The following is a 21,102-nucleotide window of genomic DNA, read 5'->3' on the forward strand; positions in this document are numbered from 1 at the left end:
CGTATATCACATGGGTCACCGTTCCTCGGTCGTTGCGCTTGATTGCGGTCACTTCCCTGGTGGTACCGAATCTGGTGATCACATCACCCGGTACCGGATTTTTGCGAGGGTCTCTCATTCAGCACCCCCAACCATGCTGCAGCCGTTGATCGCTGCCTGCATCCGCTGATAGATGGCGCTGACATAGCGGGCCTGATGCTTGGCATCATCCAGCGCTCGATGGGCTACGCCCTCGAATGGCATGTCTTTTTTCGGGTCAAAGCCCAGCAGGTCACGCCCCATATCAACAACGGTGCGCACGTCCCGATCCTTAAATCCGTTCCAGTAGCCAACAAAGTGCCTTTTGTTCACGGCTGTATAGGCGTTGGCCATGATGGTGCAGTCAAATCCCGCGCCATTACCCCACACATAAGGGCGCTTGTCCCCTTGCCCGTTGGCCAGCAGCCATGCCTGAAACTTTTGCAGCGCCTGAATCAGCGCCATCCGTTTTTCGCCGTCCACGTTATAGGCAATGGCCTTGCGTGCCTCATCACTCTGCCCCAACCACCACAGCACGGTGTCAGGGTCTATCTCCCCAAACCGTGCGCTATCTCGTAGGTCGATATGCGCCTCAAACTCGGCGCCCAGTTCACCGGTCATCGGGTCAAAGAACACGGCCCCGATGGTGACGATGGCCGCGCGGGGGCCTTTGCCCATGGTTTCCAGATCCAGCATTACGTGTTTCATCTTCACTCTCCTTACTCAACGCCCAGGCGCGCCCGCGCCTTGGCAATCTCTGCGCCGTGGCGCTGGTTGTCGGCTTGCAAGCTCGCAACGCGGGCCTGCTCCTGTTCGGTGGGCTGATAGCGCCCGCGATCCTCTTCGTCATCCACCAGACGGGTGAGGGTGGCGATCGCCTCATCGGCCTGTTGCAGCGGCAGGCTGGCCAGCCAGTCGGTCACGCTGCCGCCGTTGTGCATCAGCTCGCGGGCCTGCTGTTTCAGCTCGCTGCTGCTGGCGGCGCGGTTGCGGGCCAGTTCGGCCTCGACCTCTGCGGCCACCGCATCGCCTGCCCCTGGCCAGTTGCGGGTCACAATCAGCCGATCGCCGACCAGTCGCACATATTGGCCGTCTGCGTTGATGATGCAGCCCCGCAACAGCAGGTCTTCGTTACTCACATCAAGACCCATGCGAATCAGCTCTTTAGCCAGAGCGGATCCTTTAACCCCTGATTTAGATCCTTCCGTACAGTTATTGACAGAACTCCGAGGGGCGCGGCTGCCGCCGCTTGAGTGCAACTCGCTGCGCTCGCCAACTGCAGGCTCGCGCTGCTCGCCCAAACCCGACACAGCGGCACCCTTGCGCACTATCTGCCAGCCTTCGGTTCTAGTGACGGCGGTGGTCTGGCCCACGTCGGAGATCACCCCCATCAGGCGCAGCACATCCTCGCCGTATTTGTTGGCGCCCTCGTCCAGACGCTTGGAGAGCTTGATCAGGTGGTCTTTACGCGGGGTCTCGATGCCGCCCATCGCCTCGATAAAGCGGGCCCAGCGTTTGTTATCTGCGGCATAGCGGGCCGCCTCCAGCACGCAATCCCATTCGATCACCTCATCGCCCAGGCGGCGCAGCTCGCGCCAGACCGACACAGACGGCCCGCCGATCTGCTGAAACTGGCGAATGCGCCAGCAGCTTGCCCAGGCGGCGACCGCGATGGTGGTATGGTCAACCGGCGCCTCGGCTTCGTAGTCCATCCCGACCTTATGGCCGTCGATGTTCTTGGCGATGTATTTGGCGATATAACCGGTGGCGCTGCCCTTGGTCGGGTCGATCTCCTTCCAGTTCACGCGCGGGTTGATGGCCTTCACCACCGCTGGGTTGTTCACATCCAGCAGCCACTTGATGCGCGGCAGCTTGTTGCGGATTTTCATCTCGGCCAGCTGGTCGAGCAGATCGCCGTTCGGCATCTTGAGTTCTGCCCGTGCGGAATCGGTGAAGTGGTAGGCCAGCAGGGTCAGGAAGTCGTGCTGATGAACCGGATCGATAAACAGCAGGCAATGCCAGTGCGGCGTTCCGTCGTGGTGCGGCTCCACCACCCGAAAGCCGAAGGCCATGATCCCCTCGCGGGCCAGTGCGGCACGAAAGCGGGCCCACTGTTTGCACAACAGGCGGTTGGTCTCGGTCGGGGTGCTGCCGTTGAAATCTTCGTTCTGGTAGGTCTTGCTCTTGTCTTGCTTGCCCTGGCGCCATGCGTGATAGCCAGACGGCGCGGTCAGGGTCAGAAACAGGCCCAGCTTGCCCTGTTCCTGCGCCATATCTTCAAAGCCCCGCATCCGCACCATCAGCTCATGACGGCGAATGGCCGGATTTGCCACCGATGCCATGATGGCGTCGGCCAGATCAATCTCTTGCCCCAGCTCCTCATTGACGGCGCTCATGCTCTCCATCCATGCCCGCTGGGCCGCCTTGCGCTGGGTAAACTCGCGCACCGCGTGGGCGCTGGCGTAGGGGCTAACCCCCTTGCGCACCTGTCCGGTGATGATGGCGACCAGCTCGCAATAGACTGCCCAGGCGCGGTTAATCTTGCGCAGCCACCACGATTCATCGAGCAGGCGCACCAGCAAGCTGGCGGCGGCACCCTCGAACTTCTCAACAGCTGGCTCCATATCTGCCCGCTCTTCGTCGGTCAGCTGGCGGCCAAGCAGTTTTCTGGCGGCTGTGCGCGGGTCGTTCGGCAGGGGCGGGCAGAAGTGCCACGCCTGCGCCTGCGACCCCAGATCGGCCAGCAGCTCGGCGGCGGTGCGCTCGTTCGCGCCCGTCGTCAGCAACTGCTGGCAGCGGCGGGCCCACTCGGCAGCGACCAGCTCGCGGCGAATGTCGTTGCGCAGGTGATGCACCGGGATCGGGAAGCGCGATTGCGCGGCGGCGCAGGCATCCACCATCCGGCGCAGCCAGACGTTTGCCGTCTTGTGGTTGGCGGGGTAGCGGCGCAGGTAGGTCTTTGCCAGCGGCTTGGCAACGTGCCACTCGACGCGGGCCAGCTGATTGGCCGCCTTACCCATCTGGATGGCATCAAAGCCGGTGCAGTATTTCGGCGGCAGCTGGATGCCGCACAGGTTGGTGATGGATTCTTTCACTTGCACACCCCGCACTTGCCGTTGGTGTATTCGTTCGGTTGCAGATAGCGGCCGCACTGGTTGCAGGTGGGGACTTGCTCCAGCGTGGACAGACGGTCAGACCAGCAGGCGCGCTCGCAGAACACGAGGCTGGTCAGGCGATCGCCAGACAGGATCACCGGCCGCACATGGCCGAACTCGCCGCAGCAGCTGCAGCGCATCAGCGGGCGGCTGGCTGGTTCAACCTTCACCACGGTTTCACTGGCAGCACGGGCCAGCGGCCAGCAGGTTTCGACACAGTAGGGATAAGCGCGGCGACCGTGACGGCCAGCCACAGGCAGGCAAACAGCGGTCTGTTTGCACTTGGTGCAGGGCTCCAGCGTGACCTGACCGGTGGTGTCGATGCGGAATGCAGGGCGCACGCCGCCCAAAGCCGGGGCATGCCCGGCTGTTTTTTGGTGAGTCATTAGATGGCGCCTCCGGTGTGGAGTGAGCGTACTTTGCTGGATGCCGCCTTAACCGAACGGCGGGCCAGACGGCACAGGGTCAGATGGGTTTTTGCCGGAGTGCGCTGGCCGTGGGGGCCATCTTTGCGCAGGTCGAGCAAGTCACGTTGCAGGTCGCGCAGCTCGTTGCTGGCGTTCAGCATCCGGTTTACCCACACGTCGATCAGCTGTTGATGGCTCATTGGAAGATCTCCTCCAGCGTGCGGACTGGGCTGCCAGCTCTAATCCGATATATTTCCTCAATGAGTTTCTCGTCTTGTTCGATTTGATTGATCGCAAAATCAATCCATTGCCGTTCATTACGGCAGGCAAACAGCAGGGCTGATATGGCAAAGCTATTGGTGGTCGGCTTTCGCGACTGGCGCAGGGAGACCAGTTGTTTTTGAAGCTGGTGAATAGCTCCTTGTCTTACCTGGATGATGGCCTTACTTGCATCCATGGACGCGATCAACGCCATTTCACTGGTGCTGCCTTCTTGTTCCAGCTTGCCCATATCGATCATTTGATGGCTCATGCTGCATCCTCCGCAATAAAATGGCTCAGGCCGTTCGGCAGGTTCACACGGCCGCCGTTATCCCAGACAAACCAGCTGTATTCGCAGGAGTCAGACCCGCCACTCACAAAGCGCGGGCGCGGTACCAGGATCGGGGTTTTGTCCGGAAAGCCGACTTCTGCCCAGAACGGCACCCGCTTCTTGCTGCCCAGGAAGTTCACCCGCTGCAAATAAATCAGGGTTCCATCAGGCGCGAGCTCAGACAGGCTCTTTCTCAAAAACTCCTCGGTCAGACTGAACGGTGGGTTGGTGATGATGACGTCGAACTTGCGACCAAAATCCCACGCCAAGTAGTCACGGCCATGGCGGATCTCGGCCCACTCTTTCTGTTCGGCAGGGAGCGGCACAGGGTCAAAGATGTTCCCCTCTGCTCGGCACGGCTCCATAAAGTGATCGCCTGCGCGAAAGCTGATGCACTTCAGCAGCGCAGCAACGGCGCTTGGCGGGGTAGGGTAGAGCTCGCGCTCGATGACATTGCCGGTTGTACTGCTCATGCTGCTACTCCTTCCAGAACCCGAGCGCGGCCAGACGGCAACAGCTCGATGCGGGCGGCGTGACGCTGGCCACGCAGCCAGCTGTTTTTCACGTTGATGTAGCCGTGACGCACCAGATAGGCGACGGCAGCGGCCGGTGATGGGGCTGTGTGTTTGGCGGTGATGGCGATCATTGGGCACCCCCTTGCAGCTCATGAGCGAAGGGCGGCTGGAACCATGTTTTTGATGCCTTTTCAAAGGCGCGGCGACCATCAGCACGGCCTTGCTCATAAATGCCTTGGTCGATTCCGGGAAACTGCTTGATGGGGTGAACGGCGGCCTCAGTCCAGCCACGGTTAAACCCCTGGGTGTAAACTGACCCCTCTTTGTTTTCGTGATGGTCTGCGAGCATGTGCGGCTTGGCTGCGGCCATATCCAGCACCGGCGGCCGCTGGCCACCCTGCAGAATCTCGAGTCGCTTGGTCAGCTCGGCGTAGATATCGATCAGGCTCAACTCGTCGGCCAGTTCGGCCAGTGCCTCAAGGCTCGCCTCGACGGCGGTGCTATGGCAGGCGCCCAGCTGGGGGCGGTGGGTATTAATGAGGCTGTTCGCTACTTTGCGGATCGCCTGTTCTGCGGTAACATTGTTCATGAGGTTTACCTCGTTGATTGATTGAAAGCCCCGCTGGTGTGCCAACACCGATAGCGGGGTTTTTTATTGGCCGTTTCCGGCCACCTTTCTCAATGCCGCCAAGCGGCTTTCCAATGTGCCAGCCTGAGCGCTCAGCTCTGCCCGGCGCTTATTCTCAAGTTCTGCCTGTTCCAGCTCGCTGCGGGTCGGCCCATCAATGTGGCGGGCGGTGCGGTGCCACTCGCGGCGGTTCAGCACCGAGCCATCAAACTCCCGCAGGGTGGCGAGCAGGTCGCCCAGTGCGAGCCGGATTGCTTCTTGTTGGTCAAACTCGAACTGGCCCAGCTCCTGCGCTGCTGCCGACGGCGAGATCCCCGCGGCATAGCAGATGACGGCGCGGGCCCGAGTCGGCAGGCGTGACCAGCGGCTGGCCGCCCCATTGCGGCCGAAGCGGGCGCGCATTTCTGCCAGTGCTGCCTCTGCGGCGCTTGGCTGTTGAACGAGCGGAATTACCTTTGCTGTTGCGTTCATGGGGTGGCCCTCCGGTTATGCCTGCAGCAGCTGGGTCAGCCAGTGCGGGCGCGGTGTTTTGCCTGGGTTGCGCGGCGCAAAGCGCAGGGTGCCGCGTCTGCCGTGATGGTCTTCCAGATAGCTGCCATCAAAGCGGGTGGTGTTGCGCATCACTGGCTCGTCGCAATCGCTCACGACGGTGGCGCGGGTCATCAGCAGGAACGGCAGCGGGATCAACCCCGGCTGCTCGGCGCGTAGTCTCATTGGGCAGTCTCCTTTGCCTTGCGTTGAAACATGGGCAGCACCACGGACGGGTTAGGCATGGCGCTGGGTGAAAGGGTCTCGGTGATCTCGAACAACACCTTGAAGGTGTGTCCGCACTCGACATTGCTGCACTGATAGCGGGCCGAGCCGCTCAGTGGCCCCATATCCCGGCTGGTACGGATGTTGGCGCGGGCGTTGCAGTGGGGGCATTTCAGTCTCATGGTGTTCTCCTATGCGCCCAGGCTGGCGCGCGCGATATCAGCGGCACAGGCGAGGGTGGGTATCGAATTGAATTTCTGTTCGATTTCGGTGGCGAGCAGCACCATGTGCTCGATGCCCGCCATCAATCCGGTCATCACGGCATTGCGATGGTGTTTGGTGACGCGGCCAGTGTTGAGCACCTGGGTAGCCTGAGCCGTGACGCCGAGGATGTTGGCGCCAGCGTTGAGCGCCTGCTGGGCGCGGGCCTCTGGCGGGAGCGCCGCATCTGACGCAGGCAAGCGATAGGCGGTGAGGCCGCAATCAAGCAGCAGGCCATCAAACAAAATGTCGTCACCGGTGGCGTGGTAGAGGGCGATCAGATCGAGGGCGGTGATCTTGTGCTTTTCATTGGCCGGGTCGAACTTGTTGTGCAGCACCCCTTTCGACATACCAATCTCTCTAGCCAGCTGGCTGATGTTGTAGCTCCCAGTGAAGGCATCGCAGGCCGCTGCGAAGTGGCTGTGTGACAAGCAGGTCTGGTTTGACACTCTGATTTCCCTCCAAAGGTCGCTATGGTTAAAGTGCGCGTTTGAACTGGGGAGCCAACACGGAGCCAGCCATCTGTTTGGCGATGAACACATGCACCTTGACCATCACCAGCTCGTTGCCTCTGGTTTTTTCCATCACATCGAGGCGGCCGGCTTTGACCCATGAGCGAGCGGTATCAACAGACACGCCCACCCAATCGGCAAACTTGGCGATGGTCATCAGCGGTGGGGTATCAGGGGAGATCACGATATTGATCGCACTGACAGCCGCAGCAGGGGCAGATGAAGCTGCAGGGTTGATATGGCGAGGTGGCATAGGATTGTTCCCCTTATTCTTCTGTGCGGGGTGGGATGGGGTCGGCTTTCAACTGGCCGCCGGTCAGCACTTCAATCTGGTAGGCGCGGCCTTGGGGGATGGTTTCGCCCCATTGAGAGATGGCTGCCTCTGAAATGTTCAGCTTCCTCGCCAGCTCAGCCGCTGAGCCGAAGTAGTTAATGACATCTGCTTTTTTCACACTCACTTACCCAAACCTTAAGTTTTGATATGGGCGATCCTAACTTAGGGTTCAATCATAAACAAGCTTAAGTTTTGGTTTATTTAACCTTAAGGTTTTCCATTGAAAGTTAAGCTAGGTTAATGCACATATCAGATCGAATACTCAGCAGAAGAACTGCTCTCGGCCTTTCCAAAACCGCACTAGCCAAGGCGATTGGCATAAGCGGTGTTTCGGTAGGGAAATGGGAATCAGGGCTGAACCAACCCAAAGGCCGCTATCTCAACGATTTAGCGGCGGCGCTGGGCGTGTCTGTTGATTGGTTGCTGACCGGCAAAGAAGAAGGCACCACTGGCGTGGCGGAGCCTTCGTTCCCGGGTTACCGCAATGTCGAACCCGCCGAGATCCCGCGCGGGTCGCGGGTGCCGATCCTCAGCTATGTGCAAGCAGGTAACTGGCGGGAGATGTGTGAACAGGCCACTACCTTCGATGGCAATGTTGAGTATGTGTCTGCCAGTGTCGATATTGGCCCTTGCGGGTTTGGCCTCTGGCTACGTGGCAACTCTATGACCCCGCAATTCAATGAGGGGGATTTGGTGATCGTTGACCCTGACGAACAGCCCCGCCCTGGTGATTTCGTGGTGGCCAAGAACGGCAGTGATGAGGCTACTTTCAAAAAGTACCGGCCCCGTGGCATCGATGAGCACGGGCAAGAAGTGTTTGAACTGGTCCCGCTTAATGACGATTACCCGCCCATGTACTCCGACCGGCAGCATATCGAGATCATCGGCGTGATGGTCGAGCACCGCATTTTTAGAAAACGATAGGGCTCAGGTACGCCCTTATTCATGTAACTAACGAAATGGATGGCTACATGCGCAATCCCAAAAACATCATCATCGCGATGGCTTGTGCCTTCACGATGCTCTCCACCGCTCCCACCTTCGCCAAAGGTCGAGAGCCCTGCTCAGGCAGCAAGGGCGGGATCTCTCATTGTGATGGTGAGCTGTTTGTTTGTAATGACGGCACTTACAGTGCGAGCAAAAAAATTTGCTCAGCCAGCCATTATGGAGATGAAGGTCAATCGGCATCGAAAAAAACAGTCAACAAAAAATCCGAGGCAAAAAAATCAGATGCCAAGGTCATACCTAAACAGTGACAGTTCGCAAACTCGATGACCGTGGCCGCGACCGAAGGTGGGGGTGGTTTTTCGGCGCACCTCATCCAGTGCTCCGGCTAGCGCTTCGGCCAGTGCTTCGGCCAGTGCTTCGGCCCCTTCTCGCTCGCTCAGGTTAGGAAGGTGAGTGCGCCAAAAAGCTCTAGCACGCACGGCGTCCACGGAGCCGTTGAGCTGCGACACGATATGGTGGCGCATGATGCCAGTCAGTTCATAGCGGCGTTCATGTTCAGCAAGCAATTCTCCTGATGAAGGTTTCATATGGTCTCCAATATTGAGAGGTTTGATCGTACGGTGGTGCTGGCATTGGCCGAGCTTTATAGCCGTTTTCCGGTGCGGCATTCCCTATCAGCCAGCAAGTTCATCGTAACCGAGGATGGCGAGCATATTGAAGACCTTTCGCCAGAAGCAGAAGGGCAGTTGTTTGCTGATGATCCTTACCTCAAAGACCCTTACTTCAAGCGCAAGCAATTTTCATTTGAGTGCCTGCACTGGCTGGTTGAGACGGGGTATCTCCACGGTGAGCCAAAGGCATACGACCGCATTGCCAATGCCGTGCTGACGGCAAAGGGGCTGGATGCGTTGAATGCGACGCCAGACAGCCTGCAAGAAACCCTTGGCGAGCGTATCCAAGCCGTGGCCAAGAACGGTTTATGGGAGACGAGCAAGGTTCTGATTGGGCAGGTTGTAGGGTTCGGCGTTGGATTGGTGACATGACAGTCCGCAAGCTCGACGACGGCAAGCCTAAGCTCTGGCTTGCCGAGGTTTATCCCCAAGGTCGTGACGGCCCCCGCAAGCGCAAGCGCTTCGCCACCAAGGGCGAAGCCTTGGCATGGGAAAAACACATGCTGGCCCAGCCCTGGCAACAACCAGAGGCTGGCCATGCGGATGAGCGTCGGCTGAGTGACCTCGTGGCGCTTTGGCATGGTCGCCACGGCCAAACCCTGACCGACGGTGATCGACGCCGCGACAAGTTGAATTGGCTGGCAGATGCATTGGGCAATCCCTTGGCGACCGACTTCACCGCCCAGCAGTTTGCGGCCTACCGCGAACGGCGATTGGCAGGCGAACTTTATGTGCCCGGTCAGCGCAAACAGGTATCCCCGACCACCATCAATCGTGAATTGCTCTACCTGCAGGCCGTGTTCAATGAACTTGGCCGCCTGGGTGAGTGGGCTCATGGCAACCCGCTGGAAGTGCTGCGCCAGTACAAGGTGCAAGAGTCCGAACTGGCGTTCCTGAATCAGGATGAAATCGAGCAGTTGCTGGCGGCCTGTGCGGGGCTGAACGACTTGTGGCTGATTGTGATGCTGTGCCTGTCGACCGGTGCCCGGTGGTCTGAGATTGAAAAGCTGACCCGCTCACAGGTTGGCATCGGGCGGTTGACCTTCACCCGCACCAAGGGCAAGAAGAACCGCACCGTGCCGGTGGCCGGCTGGCTGTTGGCATTGCTGCCCAAGCGCACCGGCAGGTTGTTCGGCGACTGCTATGCCGAGTTCGAGAAGGCAATACGGCGGGCCGAGATTGAATTGCCTGCCGGACAGAGCACCCACGTACTGCGCCACACCTTCGCCAGCCACTTCATGATGGCGGGTGGCAACATCCTGGTGTTGCAACGGATCCTCGGCCACACCGATATCAAGATGACCATGCGCTATGCCCACTTTGCCCCAGACCACCTCGAAGATGCGGTAAAACTCAACCCGATCACCGCGCTGAAAAATGGCGGCAAAATGGCGGCAGCGCTCACCAGCGATACCCAATAAACCCCATTAAACCCCAAGCAAACCCGCGAAAACACGGCAAGTCATTGATTCAACATGACTTGCGATGGTTTCAAAATCCGCCGGTGAATAACCGTGTCGGTTCGAGTCCGACCCCGGGCACCATCAAATTCATGACAAAAGGCCATCAGCAATGATGGCCTTTTGTTTTTTGGCGTTCCTGCGCATTGGTGCGTTGCTGCTGAGCAGGCAGTACTTCCCGTTACCTCTTGGTATCCCTTCTCTTTTTCCGCTCTCCGTTATTTCCTTTTCTTGATGTGGCCGCTGACGACATCACCGCCAGCGGCCTGTTTCTATTGCGGTTTTCTTTCCAAACCTTGCTGCATCAGATCATGATTGCTGCGTTACCCCAGCAGGGCAAACAGCAGGGTGCCGAGGCTGCCAGCGAGTGTCAGCGCTATGATGGCTCTGGGGGTGCCGTGCAGCTTGGTCCACATAAACAGGCTGGTGAGGGCGAGCAGCAGCAGGGCCAGGGCGGCGATATCGCCAAACAGCTGCCAGCCGAGGCCGGTGCCCATGCCGCGGTGCAGCCGGTTGAGGCTAGCGGCAAAGTTGGCCAGTTGCAGGTCGGTACGTACCAGCAGGGTACCCTCAACATAGCTGGCGGCCACGCTTTGGCTGAGGGTGACGCCGCGCATCTCCCACTTGGCGGGCAGGGTGAGCGGGCCGTTCGGGGTGGGCAGGGTCTGGGCCGGGGTGATCATGGTTCGCCCGTCGGCAAAGGTATCGGGATAGCGCTGTTGCAGCAGGCTTTTCAGCTGCTCCGGGCTGGCGAGTGGCGCCTCCAGCACTATCTCTTCACTCGATTTGTCGGTGTGGGGGCCGGGGATGGGCAACACGGCACGGTGTTGCAGCCAGAGACCGGTGATGCCGTACATCAGCATCAGGGCGAGGGTAAAAAAACCGGCCCAGGCATGGAGGCGGCGTACCCATTTGTTGTTGTGAAGGGGAACTCTTCTGCGTTTCATCGTGGTTGCTTCATAAAAAAACTGGCCAGCAAGGGCTGGCCAGTCGGGGTGGTTGTCACAGAGATCAGAAGCGGTATGTTCCGGTCAGACTCAGCTGACGGGGTGTGCCCGGCATGATCTGGTTGGCACTGGTGGCGCTGACGAAGTACTCGTGATCGGTCAGGTTTTCGGCGCTCAGCTCGGCTTCCCACTGCTGCCAGCGATAACCGGCGCGCGCATCGAAGCGGGCGTAACCGGGCAGTGTGGTGGTGTTGGCGTTGTCGGCGAAGCGATCGCCCACCGCCGTTACGCCGGTTTCACCGAACCAGCCCTGCTCGCCACTCTTGTAGCCGAGATAGAACTGGCCATTCTGGCGGGAGACGTTCATCGGGCGCTTGCCCTGCAGATCCGCATCCGCCTTGACCTGCTCCGCATCCTGAATGGCGAAGCCGCCACGCAGGTAGATCTCGTCGGTCAGCTCGGCACGGGCGCTCAGCTCGACCCCCTCGGTACGCTGCAGGCCGGTGAGGATCACCTTGGTGGGATCCAGCGGATCCTTGGTGCGCTTGTTGTACATCTCCAGTCGATAGAGGGAGAGAGTGGTCGCCAGCTTGCCGTTCAGCCAGTCACTCTTCACACCACCTTCGTAGAGGCGGGTGTGCTGGGGTTCCAGCCCGTTGTTCTTGTCACCCGGGGTGATGCCGATCAGCTCGCCGCCCACCGGAGTGAAGGTCTTGCTGTAGGAGGTGTAGAAGGCGTGATCCTCGAGGGGATTCCACACCAGACCGAGGCGCGGGCTCAGGCTGTTGACCGAGACGCTCTCCTCCTTGTTGAGGTCGTAGCGGCGACTGGTGACGGTGAAGTCGTCACGGCGCAGCCCGCCAACCAGATGCCAGTCACCCAGGCTGAGCTGATCCTGCAGATAGAGGCCATTGCCGCGCACCTTGTGTTTGGCGTCGCTGGAGAGCTTCATGGCGCCATTGTAGGTGGGCAGCGAGCCCGGATCGTAGAGATTGCCAGACGGGATGGCGGTGGCATTTTGGTAGAGCTTGGGTGTGCGCTCCTGCCAGTTCTGCTCGAAGCCAACCAGCAGGCGATGTTCCACCGGGCCGGTCTGGAACAGACCTTCGGCCTCGGTGTTGCTGATCAGGTTCTTCGCTTTCAGATCCTGCTGCCAGCGGGAGCGGGTCACCTGATCCCCTTTGACGCTGGTGACATAGGTGTTGTCAAACTGGCTGTCGAGGGTGGAGTACCCGAGCTGCTGGCGCAACTGCCACTGATCGTTGATATCCCAGGAGAGGCGGGAGCGGGTGGATTGCGCCACGTCATCGATGAAGTCGCGGCTGGTATCGCTGTAAACATACTCTCGCGGCACATCGGCCGGACGGCCATTGACCCCGGGAATGCCGCGATCCGGGGTGCGGTCATGTTCGTTGCGCTCGTACTGCACCAGCCAGTTGAGGTTGTCGCTGATCTCCCAGTTGGCGGAGGGGGCCAGCAGAGTGCGCTTGCTCTTCACTCCGTTGCGGAAGCTATCTTTGTCCTCTTGCGCCATGTTGAGGCGCAGTTGCACCTGCTCACTCGCCTCGCCATTGAGGTCGGCGGCCAGCCGCTGGCTGTCAAAGCTGCCGACCCGGGCGGTGACGCTGGACTCCTGCCCTTTCTGTGGTTTCTTGCTGACCCGGTTGACGATGCCCCCCGTGCTGCCTCGGCCGTAGAGCACGGCGGCCGGGCCCTTGAGCACTTCTACCCGCTCGATGTTGCCGAGATCCCGGGTGTACTGCATGTCGTCGCGGAACCCGTCGAGATAGAAGTCGTTGCTGGCGCTGAAGCCGCGGATGTTGACCCCGTCGAAGCGGGTATCACCGCTGGCGTTGACCCCGGGAATGCCGCTCAGGGCTTCGCTCAGCGTCGGTTGGCCGAAGGCGGTCAGCTCGCTGACCTTGACGCTGTCGATGGTCTGGGGCACCAGCTTGGCTGGCGTATTGGTACGGGTTGCGGTGGCAACTTCCTGATGCTGGGATCGTTTGCCAACCACTGTCATGGTTTCATCGGCGGCCTGGGCAGTGAAGCCGGTGCCCAGCAGTGCCAGCGAGACCAGCGTTCTGCGAAAGTGAGGGTGCTGCATATTCAATATTGACTCTTTGGATGTCGACCTGACGGCTCGAACATATTGATTTAATTATAATTAGCCTGACCCGCTTAAGCGGGATGCCAATGATATTGATTTTCATTTGTCTGGCAAGGTGAAAATGGAGGGGGCTTTGGGTGCGTGTTGTGTGGTCGGCAGAGCTCGGCTGAAAAGCAGAGCCATTACAGCAAACCGCGAGAACGAAGCGAGGGAAAAGGGCGTAGCGGAAGAAAAAGGTGCGAAATGTGAAGCGATATCCGGCCCGATAGGACGGGCCGGATATCGGACTCAGCGAGTGCTCAGCAGTCGGCGGGTGAGGGGGATAGTCGCCAGCAGGCGATAGACCAGCAGAGACGATCCCAGCAGCAGCGGCACCTTGGTGATCTCCCACAGGATGGATGCGCCCTGCGGGCCGAATACGAAGAGCCAGACCACCAGCATCATGTGCAGGCAGTAGATCCCGAGCACTTTGGGGGCCTGGCGCTCAAGCCAGCTGCCCTTGCCCCACTCGGGGTTGGCCAGCAGCAGGCCAAACAGGCCGATAGTCCAGGGAAGGGAGCCGAGCAGGAAGTCGTGGCGGGTGAGTGGCACCCCGGCGAAGTGCTGCAGCGCCCAGGCTTCACAGCCATAGAGCGCCACGCCCACCAGCAGCAGTTGCCAGCCGGTGCGGGCATCGGGCTGCCACTGACGCTGGCGCAGCAGGGCACCGAGCGCCACAAACAGCAGGGAGAAGAAGGGGCCGTTACGGGTGAGCAGTGGCCACTCGGCGCCTAGCAGCGGCTTGGCATAGGAGCCCCCCAGCAGCGCCAGCAGGTAGAGGCCAAGACCCAGCCAGAGGGCGAGCGCTGGTCTGCCAAGCCGGTAGCAGAGTGCCAGCAGGGTCACCGCCATGATCAGGGCTGGCAGGAACCAGAGGTGGATCATGCCGCCCACCAGCCAGCCATTGAGGGGGTCGCCGAGCTGGAATTGCCACTGCCCGCGCAGGGAGGCCAGATAGCCTTGCTGCACGGCATCCAGCGGATTGAACGGCACCAGCAGGTAGACCAGACTCCACACCAGCCAGAGCAGCAGCAAGGGGTGGCAGTAGCGCCAGGCAACGGTCAGCGGCGCCTCGCGACTCAGTCTCGGCTGCAGAAAGTAACCGGCACAGAGGAAAAACAGCGGCACGGCAAAGCGGCATAGCTGGTTGATGGTGCCGCTCAGCCAGAGCCAGGATCCGCTTCCCCACAGGGCGGGGTTGAAGGGGTTGGCGAAGGGGGATACGTGAATGGTCATCACGGCCAGAATGGCCAGTACCCGCCCGCACTCGATACTGGAAATACGCATGGTGGCTCGTCGCTACAGGGGTTGTGATGGCACGCTAAAATTCTTGCCGAAAACTTACAACCAATTGATTCTATTAGTGTGAATCACGCTGTTGAGTAGTTACGTTTTGTAACGGGATGGCGGAAGGTGTTACCTGTAGCGGGAACTGGATCCCATTTTTTGGGCGCGCTCATGCAGATAAAAAAAGCGAGGCATGTGCCTCGCTTGGTTGGGGATCTCGAGCTTACTGGTGAGTCAGCATGCTGCTCTGGTTGGCTGCAAGGGTGGTTCTGCCCGAGCTCTCCAGCCATGTTTTGATCCGCTTGGCGTCGGCGACCCGATCGTTGGTGGTCTCGGCATTGAGCAACACCATGATCACCGGCTCACGATTGACCTTGGTGCCCAGCACCAGACAGCGGCCCGCTTCGCGGATATAGCCGGTCTTGGAGAGAGTGAACTCCCATTGCCCTTCGCGGATCAACCGGTTGGAGTTGAGGTAGTGCAGCTGACGCTTGTTGGTACGCACATAGCTCTGCTCGTCGGTGGAATATTGGCGGATCAGCGGATAGGAGGCCGCTGCGGCGGCGAGTTTGGCGAGATCCTGCGCGGTGGAGACATTGCGCGGGTTGAGCCCTGTGCTGTCGGCGTAGCGGGTATTCCACATACCCAGCATGCGGGCCTTGGCATTCATCGCCTCGACGAAGGCACGCTGGCCGCCGGGATAGTGGCGGGCCAGCGCCGAGGCGGCGCGGTTTTCAGAGGACATCAGGGCGATATGGAGCATTTCGGCGCGGCTGAGCCTGGAGCCGATGGCCAGGCGCGAGCCGGTTCCCTTGATGCGGTCGATGTCGGCATTGGTCACGGTGAGCATTTCGTTGAGGCGCAGGTTGGCATCCAGCACCACCAGCGCCGTCATCAGCTTGGTGAGTGAGGCGATGGGCATTACCCGGTTGCCGTTGCGCTCGGAGATCACCTCGCCGGTTCTGTGGTTGGCCACCACGAAGGCAGCCGAGCTGAGGTTGGGCACATCCCGTCGCTCGAGAAAGCCGCTGCTGCTCTTGCTGCTGGCGGAAAAGGGGTTGGCATGGGCACTGTCCATAGTGGCCGGCAGCATTACTGCGCCAAGCAACAGGGGAAGGAGGGAACGCATCATCATGATCAGCTCTACCGGACGAAATACAGGGATATCTCGCTAAGTTATATGTCGTGAACTGGCGCTTCACAATCATTCTCACCTTGATATTGATAATTTACGGCGTTGAGCGTGCTTTGACGGCGAGGAGTGCGTAAAAGAGGTCTCCATGGAGTCTTTTTTTGCATTGAAACTATGGGCTGGCCGTGATGATGAGCGGAAGCCAGCGCTAAAAAAATCGGGACCAGAACGGTCCCGATTGGCATGGAGCATTGCCTGCCGGTTAGTGGGCATCTTCCTGCTTTATCTTGAAGCGCATGGCGATCACCACGAACAGCAGCGGGCCAATGATGGTCCAGACGCCGGTGGAGATATCGCCGGAGATAAAGGGGGCGACCACGGTAAAGACGTTGCCGAAGGCGACCAGGATCAGGCTGATGATGGTGGCAAGCAGTACCGAGCCCGCGCTCTTGAAGAAGGTCAGGTCCTTGCCCAGCGCCGGGTTGTTGCGATAGCGATACCAGGCGTAGATGAGGAACATGTAGGGCAGGGTCATGCCGACGTTGGTCATGGTGATGATCAGCTCATAGAGGGCGGCGGCCCCTTCCGGGTTGATCAGGGTAAAGATGGACTTGGCGGCAATGAACAGACAGACCACCCAGGCTTGCACCTTGAGGGCTTCAATCCGCACGCCATTCTCGTTCTCGCGCTGGAAACGCTCCGGCCAGAAGTAGCTCGGGGTGCCGGTGATGAACTGGCGCAGCGGTGCGTAGGAGAGGGCGATAAAGGCACCCAGATAGCTCAGGAACATGCCCAATCCGGCAAAGCGCATGAACACCTGTCCCAGCCACTCGCCACCAAGATGGCGCCCCAGCTCCAGCATGATGATGAAGAGGGCGGAGAGAGAGGTGATCCCCTCGGCCGGGAAGTCGCTCCAGCGCATGATGGAGCCGACCGCCAGAAAGCCGATGATGTAGCAGAGCACGATGAAGGCGCCGGAGAGGAAGATGCCGCGCTTGAGGTCACGCTCCGGATCTTCCAGCTCGTCAGCCACCCCGGCCATCGCCTCGACCCCGCCGTAGGCGAAGATGGCGAACACCATAAAGCCGAGGAAGGGGATGATGTCGTTGAAAGCGGCATTGGGAGAAGCCGTCAGCGATGCCTGGGTGAAGGGCTCCTGCAGAGTCATGCCGCTCACCGCGAAGGTGAAGACGCCACCGACCAGCAGCAACACGTTGAGTGCCACCACGGAGAGACCGCCGATGGCCGCCACTTTGGCGAAGCGGGCGCTACCCAGGGTGATGAGCTTGGTGACGGTGGCAACCAGAGCGATGGCGACCACTCCCAGAATAAAGGGGCCGAAGTCGATGCCGGTGCCCAGGGTGACCGGGATGACGGTGATGTCGCGGCCAAACAGCATGAAGGAGAGGGGCACCCACATGGAGAGCGCCTTGCCAAACATCCAGATGACGTAGGAGGCGAACCACATGGTCAGACCGATAAAGGCGAATCGGGTCGAGACCGAGTGGCGCATCCAGGTAAAGATGCCGCCCGCCTCTTTGCGAAAACCGGTACCAAACTCAATCATCATCAAAATGAACGGGATGAAGAAAAACAGACCGCCGATCACGAACATCGGAATGGCGGCATATCCCATTCGGTAAAAACCGATCCCGATATTAGTGACGCCAAATACCGATGTTAATATCATCAATATAAAGGCGCCCAACTTCAGCTTTTTTGCTGACATATTAAAAACTCCCTGATGGTGCTGGATTTAAAATAATCAAAAATTAAACGGACGAAACCGGACCCATTAATAACGCGGTAGCGCCATGCCATCCTGCTGTGGCGGGCGCGATCGGGTCATCTCTGACCGGGCTGGCTTACCCGTCAGGCGGTCAATGAATGTATGGGCGGAGCGGCATGGTCTGTGCCATGCGCGGTATTGGTCAGCGTTGCCGAAAATTAACTGTGAACGATTTTATCATTAATGTTGCTGGGCAGGTAAGTTTCCCGAATGAAGCTGTGGTTGAAATAAACAGACCTGCCAGTTAATTGATACGTTGCGGATGTAAACATTTACGCCCGGGCCGACACTTATTTCCATTATTCGTATTCGGCATATTTGGCGGAGTGAATTACGCCATCCTGCCTGATAAATCCGCACCAATGGCGACAGCGCTTATCCTCCCAGCCGGGTCAGCAGCACGCCGCCAGTGATAATGGCCGCCGCCGTCAGCCGCATGCGCCCGAGCGGCTCTTTCAGCAGCCAGACCGAGAGCAGCATGGCAAACAGCACACTGCTTTCGCGCAGAGCCGCGACCACGCCAATGGGGGCTTGGGTCATGGCCCAGATAACAATTCCGTAGGCGAGCAGTGACATGGCACCTCCTGCAATTCCCGCCATCGCATGGCGACGGATCTGGCGCCATGCGTTGCGTTTCTGGTGGACGAGCAACACCAGCAGCATCGCCAGCCCGGTACAGGCAAAGAGCCAGAGGGTGTAGCGTACCGGTTCACCCCCTGCGCGGGCGCCGGCTCCATCCGAGAGGGTATAGGTCGCCGTGAACATGGCCGTGATCAGTGCTGCCCGAACTGCCTTGCTGTCAAGGCGCTGCTGCCCGCCTCGCCAGGCCATCAGCAAGACCCCCATGATCAGCACGCAGGCGCCGATGATGCCGCCGTAACCGGGGTAGTCCCCCAGCAGCAGGGCACTTAACGCCATGGCGAGCAGCGGGGCACTGCCACGGGCCAGCGGATAGATCTGGCCAAAATCGCCCTGATTGTAGGCATGGCTGAGAAACAGGCAGTAACCGATATGGAGCAGGACTGAGAGGCCGAGCCAGGGCAGCTCGGCAGCAGAGGGAAGCCCCATGGGGAGCAGCGCCACGGCGGCGATAAGCCCTGAGAAGATCGCCACCAGTGACACGCCCACCAGCCGCTCTTCGCCAATTTTGACCAGCGCATTCCAGCTGGCGTGAAGCAGGGCTGCCAGCAGAACGGCAAAAAAGACGGTGGTGCTCATGGGAAAGGGCTCTCGGGCGATGGGGGTCAACAGCATACCCGCCCGGAGCCTGATTGGCCGAGATCTTTATCAAGGCTTCGGCTTTTCGGGGCTCGCCTCCTGCGTGGTGGCGTTACCCAGTTGCCCCAACACCAGTTTGGGATGGGGATCGGTCTGCAGCGGTATATCCTGCAGTGCTGTTCCCTGCTGGTGGCGGTGGATGATCCCGGCGGCCATCTTGCCCAGTGCCTCGTAGCTGCTGATGGTGCCAATGCTGCAGCCGTGCTCGACGAACAGCTCGGCACTGCAGATGGTAGGGATGGCCGCTGCGTTGAGCGCATTCAGCAAACGGGGGGCGATGGAGAGCAGATAGCTGTCTGCGGCCAGAAAGACGATGTCGTTTTTGGCATCCTGTTGCAGCCGCTTCAGTTCGTTGTCCAGCCGCCGTGGGTCAGGGGCCATTCGCCAGGTGACCATCTGCCACTGATAGCGTTTCGCTTCATTGAGCAGCATATCGGCCACCAGCAGGGTGTTCTGCTCACGGGGGTTGAAGGGTAGCAGCAGCCGTTTGCCGGTGGCCAGATGCTCGCTGGCGTTGGCCAGTTGCAGCGCCATCGGCACCATGTTGCTTACCCCGGCTACCATGCTGTTCTGGGCTTTGTCTTCCGAGAGAATGTCAGCCCCGACCGGATCGGAAACCACATTGAAAATCAGAGGCTTGCGGTTGGCCACCAGACTCTTGGTCATGGTGGTGGCGGTGGTGCCAAAAGTGTAGATGTAGTCGTATTCGGCCAGTTTCGGCAGCATCTGCTGGCGCAGCATGGTTGCCAGCGCCGTACGATCCTGATCGGCGTTATAGGTGGTGATGGTGGCCTGATAGCCAAGGCGGGTCAGCTCTGCCCGAAAGCCCGCTTCGGCTGCGGTTTCACCGCGCCACAGCACCATGGCGATAGAGAGGGCGTGAGCGGGAAGAGCCAGCAGCAACAGCAGGACGAAAGGCAGCCTGACCATGATCATCTCTCCGGCGATACATCTACTGTTGAGCCTAGGCCACTTTCTCCGGTCGTGAGCGACGCCCAGCAAAAAGCGCGATGGCAAGCCATCGCGCTTTGGGGATCCGCAAAACCTCGATTAGAAGTCGTAGCGGGCAGCCAGCTGGAAGTCATCCTTGACGTTGAGCTTGCCGCTCTCCTTGCTGTCCAGATTGTTGATACGGTACTCGCCAATCACCCGCAGGTTCTTGTTGAATTTGTACTGGGCACCCAGGGTGTAGTAATCCACGTTGTCTTTCTTGATGCCAGCCTTGTCCTGCTCCTGTTTGTTCCACAGCGCCATCAGACCGAAGCCGTTCTCGAAGTTGTAGCCCAGCGCGGCTTCCCAACCGGTGTGATCGGTGCCGGTCGCCAGGAAGTCGCTGCCATCGGCATAGCTCAGGGCGGCGTAGGCGGCCTTGTTGTCGAACTTGGCGGAGATCAGCCACAGCTTGGCATCTTCTTCACCGCTTTTGTCGCGGATACCGACGTTGTAAGCGGTACCCAGAGACAGGTTGAACGGGAAGGTGTAGGCCACGGCAGCACCGTAGGCGGCGTCGCTATCCTTGCTGGTGGTCTCTTCGGTGTCACCACCGTCGAACTTGTAGCTGGTGTCGAGCTGGAAGCCATTGAACAGGCCGGAGTATTTCAGTACGGAACCGGCGCGGTTGGTGGCGAAGGTGTCGGTCTTGGCGCCCAGCGCTTCGTTGCCGTAGCCGTCGGAGAGGGAGACATCAGTCCAGTCGGCCAGGAAACCCGGGGCCCCTTTCTGGCGACCGAAGGTCACGGTGCCCCAGTCAGCGCCGACACCGGCAAACGCCAGACGGGTGCGCAGGTTGTCGGAGTTCTCGCTGATGGTCTTCTCGCTGTCATTGATATACATCTGTACTTCGTACTGAGCCAGAGCCTTCAGGCCACTCTGGATTTGGGTCTCGGCCTTGGCGCCGAAACGGACAAACTGGTTGGCACCCTGCTTGTCGCTGTATTCGCTTTTCGGTTTGCCGCTGGCATCCAGTTCCTTCTTGTCACCAAAGAAGTGGCCAGCGTAGATACGGCCATAGAGATCCAGCATGGAGGTGTCATTTTTGTACACTTCAACGGCTTGAGCCTGGAAGGCTGCGGTGAGAGCCAGTGCCACTACAGTCAGCTTTTTCATCTTAATCCCTTGTGGTGTTGCAAGCTTTTGTTTTGAAAACGGGGTCATGCTAGGCAGCGGGGATGACAGCGGGGTGACAGTTGGATGAAGAGTCGATGGCAATTGGGTTGCAATTGGATGAATTGGCTACATTCTTGCTCGCAGTGGCTACTTTTGTGCG

27 protein-coding genes are annotated in these 21,102 nt (G+C 59.5%); 4 read left to right on the plus strand and 23 right to left on the minus strand.

Going from position 1 to position 21,102, the window contains the following annotated elements:
• Window positions 1-114: 114 nt before the first annotated feature.
• From ACTG2T_RS11005 to ACTG2T_RS11070, 14 genes are all read right to left on the minus strand, one after another.
• A complete protein-coding gene (locus ACTG2T_RS11005) occupies window positions 115-726 on the minus strand; it encodes a 3'-5' exonuclease (RefSeq protein WP_439973787.1) in 612 nt (203 codons plus the stop codon).
• An 11-nt stretch (window positions 727-737) separates the two neighbouring features.
• Window positions 738-3,113 carry a replication endonuclease gene (locus ACTG2T_RS11010; protein ID WP_439973788.1) on the minus strand — a complete coding sequence of 792 codons (2,376 nt, stop codon included), beginning with the start codon at window positions 3,111-3,113 and terminating at the stop codon, window positions 738-740.
• The gene (locus tag ACTG2T_RS11015; RefSeq protein ID WP_330124711.1) at window positions 3,110-3,559 is read right to left on the minus strand and encodes a hypothetical protein; all 450 of its coding nucleotides are present in this window, start codon (window positions 3,557-3,559) and stop codon (window positions 3,110-3,112) included. The genes ACTG2T_RS11010 and ACTG2T_RS11015 overlap by 4 nt, the downstream gene beginning before the upstream one ends.
• Complete coding sequence (locus ACTG2T_RS11020) at window positions 3,559-3,780, minus strand: hypothetical protein (protein WP_139746596.1); 222 nt, start codon at window positions 3,778-3,780, stop codon at window positions 3,559-3,561. Before ACTG2T_RS11020 ends, ACTG2T_RS11015 begins: the two co-directional genes overlap by 1 nt.
• Entirely contained in the window at window positions 3,777-4,112 is a 336-nt protein-coding gene (locus ACTG2T_RS11025) for a hypothetical protein (RefSeq protein WP_330124710.1), read from the minus strand. The genes ACTG2T_RS11020 and ACTG2T_RS11025 overlap by 4 nt, the downstream gene beginning before the upstream one ends.
• The gene (locus tag ACTG2T_RS11030) at window positions 4,109-4,645 is read right to left on the minus strand and encodes a DNA methyltransferase (RefSeq protein WP_330124709.1); all 537 of its coding nucleotides are present in this window, start codon (window positions 4,643-4,645) and stop codon (window positions 4,109-4,111) included. Before ACTG2T_RS11030 ends, ACTG2T_RS11025 begins: the two co-directional genes overlap by 4 nt.
• Complete coding sequence (locus ACTG2T_RS11035; protein ID WP_167573867.1) at window positions 4,642-4,818, minus strand: hypothetical protein; 177 nt, start codon at window positions 4,816-4,818, stop codon at window positions 4,642-4,644. The genes ACTG2T_RS11030 and ACTG2T_RS11035 overlap by 4 nt, the downstream gene beginning before the upstream one ends.
• Window positions 4,815-5,276: a hypothetical protein gene (locus ACTG2T_RS11040; protein WP_330124708.1), complete on the minus strand. Its 462-nt coding sequence runs from the start codon at window positions 5,274-5,276 to the stop codon at window positions 4,815-4,817. The genes ACTG2T_RS11035 and ACTG2T_RS11040 overlap by 4 nt, the downstream gene beginning before the upstream one ends.
• A gap of 63 nt (window positions 5,277-5,339) precedes the next feature.
• Window positions 5,340-5,786, minus strand: coding sequence for a hypothetical protein (locus tag ACTG2T_RS11045; RefSeq protein ID WP_330124707.1), 447 nt, complete (start codon window positions 5,784-5,786; stop codon window positions 5,340-5,342).
• A gap of 15 nt (window positions 5,787-5,801) precedes the next feature.
• Window positions 5,802-6,029, minus strand: a complete 228-nt coding sequence (locus ACTG2T_RS11050; RefSeq protein ID WP_167573871.1) for a hypothetical protein — start codon at window positions 6,027-6,029, stop codon at window positions 5,802-5,804.
• Window positions 6,026-6,250 carry an ogr/Delta-like zinc finger family protein gene (locus ACTG2T_RS11055; RefSeq protein WP_167565849.1) on the minus strand — a complete coding sequence of 75 codons (225 nt, stop codon included), beginning with the start codon at window positions 6,248-6,250 and terminating at the stop codon, window positions 6,026-6,028. Before ACTG2T_RS11055 ends, ACTG2T_RS11050 begins: the two co-directional genes overlap by 4 nt.
• A 9-nt stretch (window positions 6,251-6,259) precedes the next feature.
• Entirely contained in the window at window positions 6,260-6,778 is a 519-nt protein-coding gene (locus ACTG2T_RS11060) for a phage regulatory CII family protein (protein WP_330124706.1), read from the minus strand.
• Between the two features lie 28 nt (window positions 6,779-6,806).
• Complete coding sequence (locus ACTG2T_RS11065; RefSeq protein WP_330124705.1) at window positions 6,807-7,094, minus strand: hypothetical protein; 288 nt, start codon at window positions 7,092-7,094, stop codon at window positions 6,807-6,809.
• A gap of 13 nt (window positions 7,095-7,107) precedes the next feature.
• The gene (locus ACTG2T_RS11070) at window positions 7,108-7,293 is read right to left on the minus strand and encodes a Cro/CI family transcriptional regulator (protein ID WP_330124762.1); all 186 of its coding nucleotides are present in this window, start codon (window positions 7,291-7,293) and stop codon (window positions 7,108-7,110) included.
• A 122-nt stretch (window positions 7,294-7,415) separates the two neighbouring features.
• On the opposite strand from ACTG2T_RS11070, the gene ACTG2T_RS11075 reads away from it, so the two are divergent.
• Both ACTG2T_RS11075 and ACTG2T_RS11080 read left to right on the plus strand, forming a co-directional pair.
• Window positions 7,416-8,099, plus strand: coding sequence for a LexA family protein (locus ACTG2T_RS11075; protein WP_330124704.1), 684 nt, complete (start codon window positions 7,416-7,418; stop codon window positions 8,097-8,099).
• Between the two features lie 47 nt (window positions 8,100-8,146).
• On the plus strand, window positions 8,147-8,431 hold the full coding sequence (locus ACTG2T_RS11080) for a hypothetical protein (RefSeq protein ID WP_330124703.1): 285 nt from the start codon (window positions 8,147-8,149) through the stop codon (window positions 8,429-8,431).
• Here ACTG2T_RS11080 and ACTG2T_RS11085 read toward each other — a convergent pair.
• Window positions 8,402-8,710 (minus strand): hypothetical protein, encoded by a 309-nt coding sequence (locus tag ACTG2T_RS11085; protein ID WP_330124702.1) that lies wholly within the window; start codon window positions 8,708-8,710, stop codon window positions 8,402-8,404. The genes ACTG2T_RS11080 and ACTG2T_RS11085 overlap by 30 nt on opposite strands.
• Here ACTG2T_RS11085 and ACTG2T_RS11090 point away from each other — a divergent pair, their 5' ends adjacent.
• Both ACTG2T_RS11090 and ACTG2T_RS11095 read left to right on the plus strand, forming a co-directional pair.
• Complete coding sequence (locus ACTG2T_RS11090; RefSeq protein ID WP_330124701.1) at window positions 8,711-9,166, plus strand: hypothetical protein; 456 nt, start codon at window positions 8,711-8,713, stop codon at window positions 9,164-9,166. It begins immediately after the preceding gene.
• Window positions 9,163-10,215 (plus strand): site-specific integrase, encoded by a 1,053-nt coding sequence (locus tag ACTG2T_RS11095; RefSeq protein WP_330124700.1) that lies wholly within the window; start codon window positions 9,163-9,165, stop codon window positions 10,213-10,215. The genes ACTG2T_RS11090 and ACTG2T_RS11095 overlap by 4 nt, the downstream gene beginning before the upstream one ends.
• Window positions 10,216-10,577: 362 nt before the next feature.
• Here the strand turns inward: ACTG2T_RS11095 and ACTG2T_RS11100 are convergent, their stop codons facing one another.
• The 8 genes from ACTG2T_RS11100 to ACTG2T_RS11135 all read right to left on the minus strand — a co-directional run bounded on the left by ACTG2T_RS11100 (window position 10,578) and on the right by ACTG2T_RS11135 (window position 20,942).
• Complete coding sequence (locus ACTG2T_RS11100) at window positions 10,578-11,201, minus strand: PepSY-associated TM helix domain-containing protein (RefSeq protein WP_047438769.1); 624 nt, start codon at window positions 11,199-11,201, stop codon at window positions 10,578-10,580.
• 64 nt (window positions 11,202-11,265) lie between these two features.
• Window positions 11,266-13,308, minus strand: coding sequence for a TonB-dependent receptor (locus tag ACTG2T_RS11105; protein ID WP_139740491.1), 2,043 nt, complete (start codon window positions 13,306-13,308; stop codon window positions 11,266-11,268).
• Between the two features lie 291 nt (window positions 13,309-13,599).
• Complete coding sequence (locus ACTG2T_RS11110) at window positions 13,600-14,637, minus strand: acyltransferase (RefSeq protein ID WP_330124699.1); 1,038 nt, start codon at window positions 14,635-14,637, stop codon at window positions 13,600-13,602.
• A gap of 223 nt (window positions 14,638-14,860) precedes the next feature.
• Entirely contained in the window at window positions 14,861-15,772 is a 912-nt protein-coding gene (pbpG, locus tag ACTG2T_RS11115; RefSeq protein ID WP_005336410.1) for a D-alanyl-D-alanine endopeptidase, read from the minus strand.
• Between the two features lie 259 nt (window positions 15,773-16,031).
• A complete protein-coding gene (gene yjeM, locus ACTG2T_RS11120; RefSeq protein WP_330124698.1) occupies window positions 16,032-17,498 on the minus strand; it encodes a glutamate/gamma-aminobutyrate family transporter YjeM in 1,467 nt (488 codons plus the stop codon).
• Between the two features lie 435 nt (window positions 17,499-17,933).
• Window positions 17,934-18,812 (minus strand): EamA family transporter, encoded by an 879-nt coding sequence (locus ACTG2T_RS11125; protein ID WP_201943756.1) that lies wholly within the window; start codon window positions 18,810-18,812, stop codon window positions 17,934-17,936.
• 33 nt (window positions 18,813-18,845) lie between these two features.
• Window positions 18,846-19,766 (minus strand): ABC transporter substrate-binding protein, encoded by a 921-nt coding sequence (locus tag ACTG2T_RS11130; RefSeq protein WP_330124697.1) that lies wholly within the window; start codon window positions 19,764-19,766, stop codon window positions 18,846-18,848.
• 120 nt (window positions 19,767-19,886) lie between these two features.
• Window positions 19,887-20,942: a porin gene (locus ACTG2T_RS11135; RefSeq protein ID WP_019444867.1), complete on the minus strand. Its 1,056-nt coding sequence runs from the start codon at window positions 20,940-20,942 to the stop codon at window positions 19,887-19,889.
• Window positions 20,943-21,102: the final 160 nt, after the last annotated feature.

Source organism: Aeromonas sp. 75A, assembly GCF_051919425.1.
GTDB lineage: Bacteria > Pseudomonadota > Gammaproteobacteria > Enterobacterales > Aeromonadaceae > Aeromonas > Aeromonas veronii.

Bases quoted from the DNA above. Each gene is read 5' to 3' on its own strand.
- ACTG2T_RS11005 (WP_439973787.1), bottom strand. From the start codon at position 726: ATGAAACACGTAATGCTGGATCTGGAAACCATGGGCAAAGGCCCCCGC.
- ACTG2T_RS11015 (WP_330124711.1), bottom strand. From the start codon at position 3,559: ATGACTCACCAAAAAACAGCCGGGCATGCCCCGGCTTTGGGCGGCGTG.
- ACTG2T_RS11020 (WP_139746596.1), bottom strand. From the start codon at position 3,780: ATGAGCCATCAACAGCTGATCGACGTGTGGGTAAACCGGATGCTGAAC.
- ACTG2T_RS11025 (WP_330124710.1), bottom strand. From the start codon at position 4,112: ATGAGCCATCAAATGATCGATATGGGCAAGCTGGAACAAGAAGGCAGC.
- ACTG2T_RS11030 (WP_330124709.1), bottom strand. From the start codon at position 4,645: ATGAGCAGTACAACCGGCAATGTCATCGAGCGCGAGCTCTACCCTACC.
- ACTG2T_RS11035 (WP_167573867.1), bottom strand. From the start codon at position 4,818: ATGATCGCCATCACCGCCAAACACACAGCCCCATCACCGGCCGCTGCC.
- ACTG2T_RS11040 (WP_330124708.1), bottom strand. From the start codon at position 5,276: ATGAACAATGTTACCGCAGAACAGGCGATCCGCAAAGTAGCGAACAGC.
- ACTG2T_RS11045 (WP_330124707.1), bottom strand. From the start codon at position 5,786: ATGAACGCAACAGCAAAGGTAATTCCGCTCGTTCAACAGCCAAGCGCC.
- ACTG2T_RS11050 (WP_167573871.1), bottom strand. From the start codon at position 6,029: ATGAGACTACGCGCCGAGCAGCCGGGGTTGATCCCGCTGCCGTTCCTG.
- ACTG2T_RS11055 (WP_167565849.1), bottom strand. From the start codon at position 6,250: ATGAGACTGAAATGCCCCCACTGCAACGCCCGCGCCAACATCCGTACC.
- ACTG2T_RS11065 (WP_330124705.1), bottom strand. From the start codon at position 7,094: ATGCCACCTCGCCATATCAACCCTGCAGCTTCATCTGCCCCTGCTGCG.
- ACTG2T_RS11075 (WP_330124704.1), top strand. From the start codon at position 7,416: ATGCACATATCAGATCGAATACTCAGCAGAAGAACTGCTCTCGGCCTT.
- ACTG2T_RS11080 (WP_330124703.1), top strand. From the start codon at position 8,147: ATGCGCAATCCCAAAAACATCATCATCGCGATGGCTTGTGCCTTCACG.
- ACTG2T_RS11085 (WP_330124702.1), bottom strand. From the start codon at position 8,710: ATGAAACCTTCATCAGGAGAATTGCTTGCTGAACATGAACGCCGCTAT.
- ACTG2T_RS11090 (WP_330124701.1), top strand. From the start codon at position 8,711: ATGGTCTCCAATATTGAGAGGTTTGATCGTACGGTGGTGCTGGCATTG.
- ACTG2T_RS11095 (WP_330124700.1), top strand. From the start codon at position 9,163: ATGACAGTCCGCAAGCTCGACGACGGCAAGCCTAAGCTCTGGCTTGCC.
- ACTG2T_RS11100 (WP_047438769.1), bottom strand. From the start codon at position 11,201: ATGAAACGCAGAAGAGTTCCCCTTCACAACAACAAATGGGTACGCCGC.
- ACTG2T_RS11105 (WP_139740491.1), bottom strand. From the start codon at position 13,308: ATGCAGCACCCTCACTTTCGCAGAACGCTGGTCTCGCTGGCACTGCTG.
- ACTG2T_RS11110 (WP_330124699.1), bottom strand. From the start codon at position 14,637: ATGCGTATTTCCAGTATCGAGTGCGGGCGGGTACTGGCCATTCTGGCC.
- pbpG (WP_005336410.1), bottom strand. From the start codon at position 15,772: ATGATGATGCGTTCCCTCCTTCCCCTGTTGCTTGGCGCAGTAATGCTG.
- yjeM (WP_330124698.1), bottom strand. From the start codon at position 17,498: ATGTCAGCAAAAAAGCTGAAGTTGGGCGCCTTTATATTGATGATATTA.
- ACTG2T_RS11125 (WP_201943756.1), bottom strand. From the start codon at position 18,812: ATGCTGTTGACCCCCATCGCCCGAGAGCCCTTTCCCATGAGCACCACC.
- ACTG2T_RS11130 (WP_330124697.1), bottom strand. From the start codon at position 19,766: ATGGTCAGGCTGCCTTTCGTCCTGCTGTTGCTGCTGGCTCTTCCCGCT.
- ACTG2T_RS11135 (WP_019444867.1), bottom strand. From the start codon at position 20,942: ATGAAAAAGCTGACTGTAGTGGCACTGGCTCTCACCGCAGCCTTCCAG.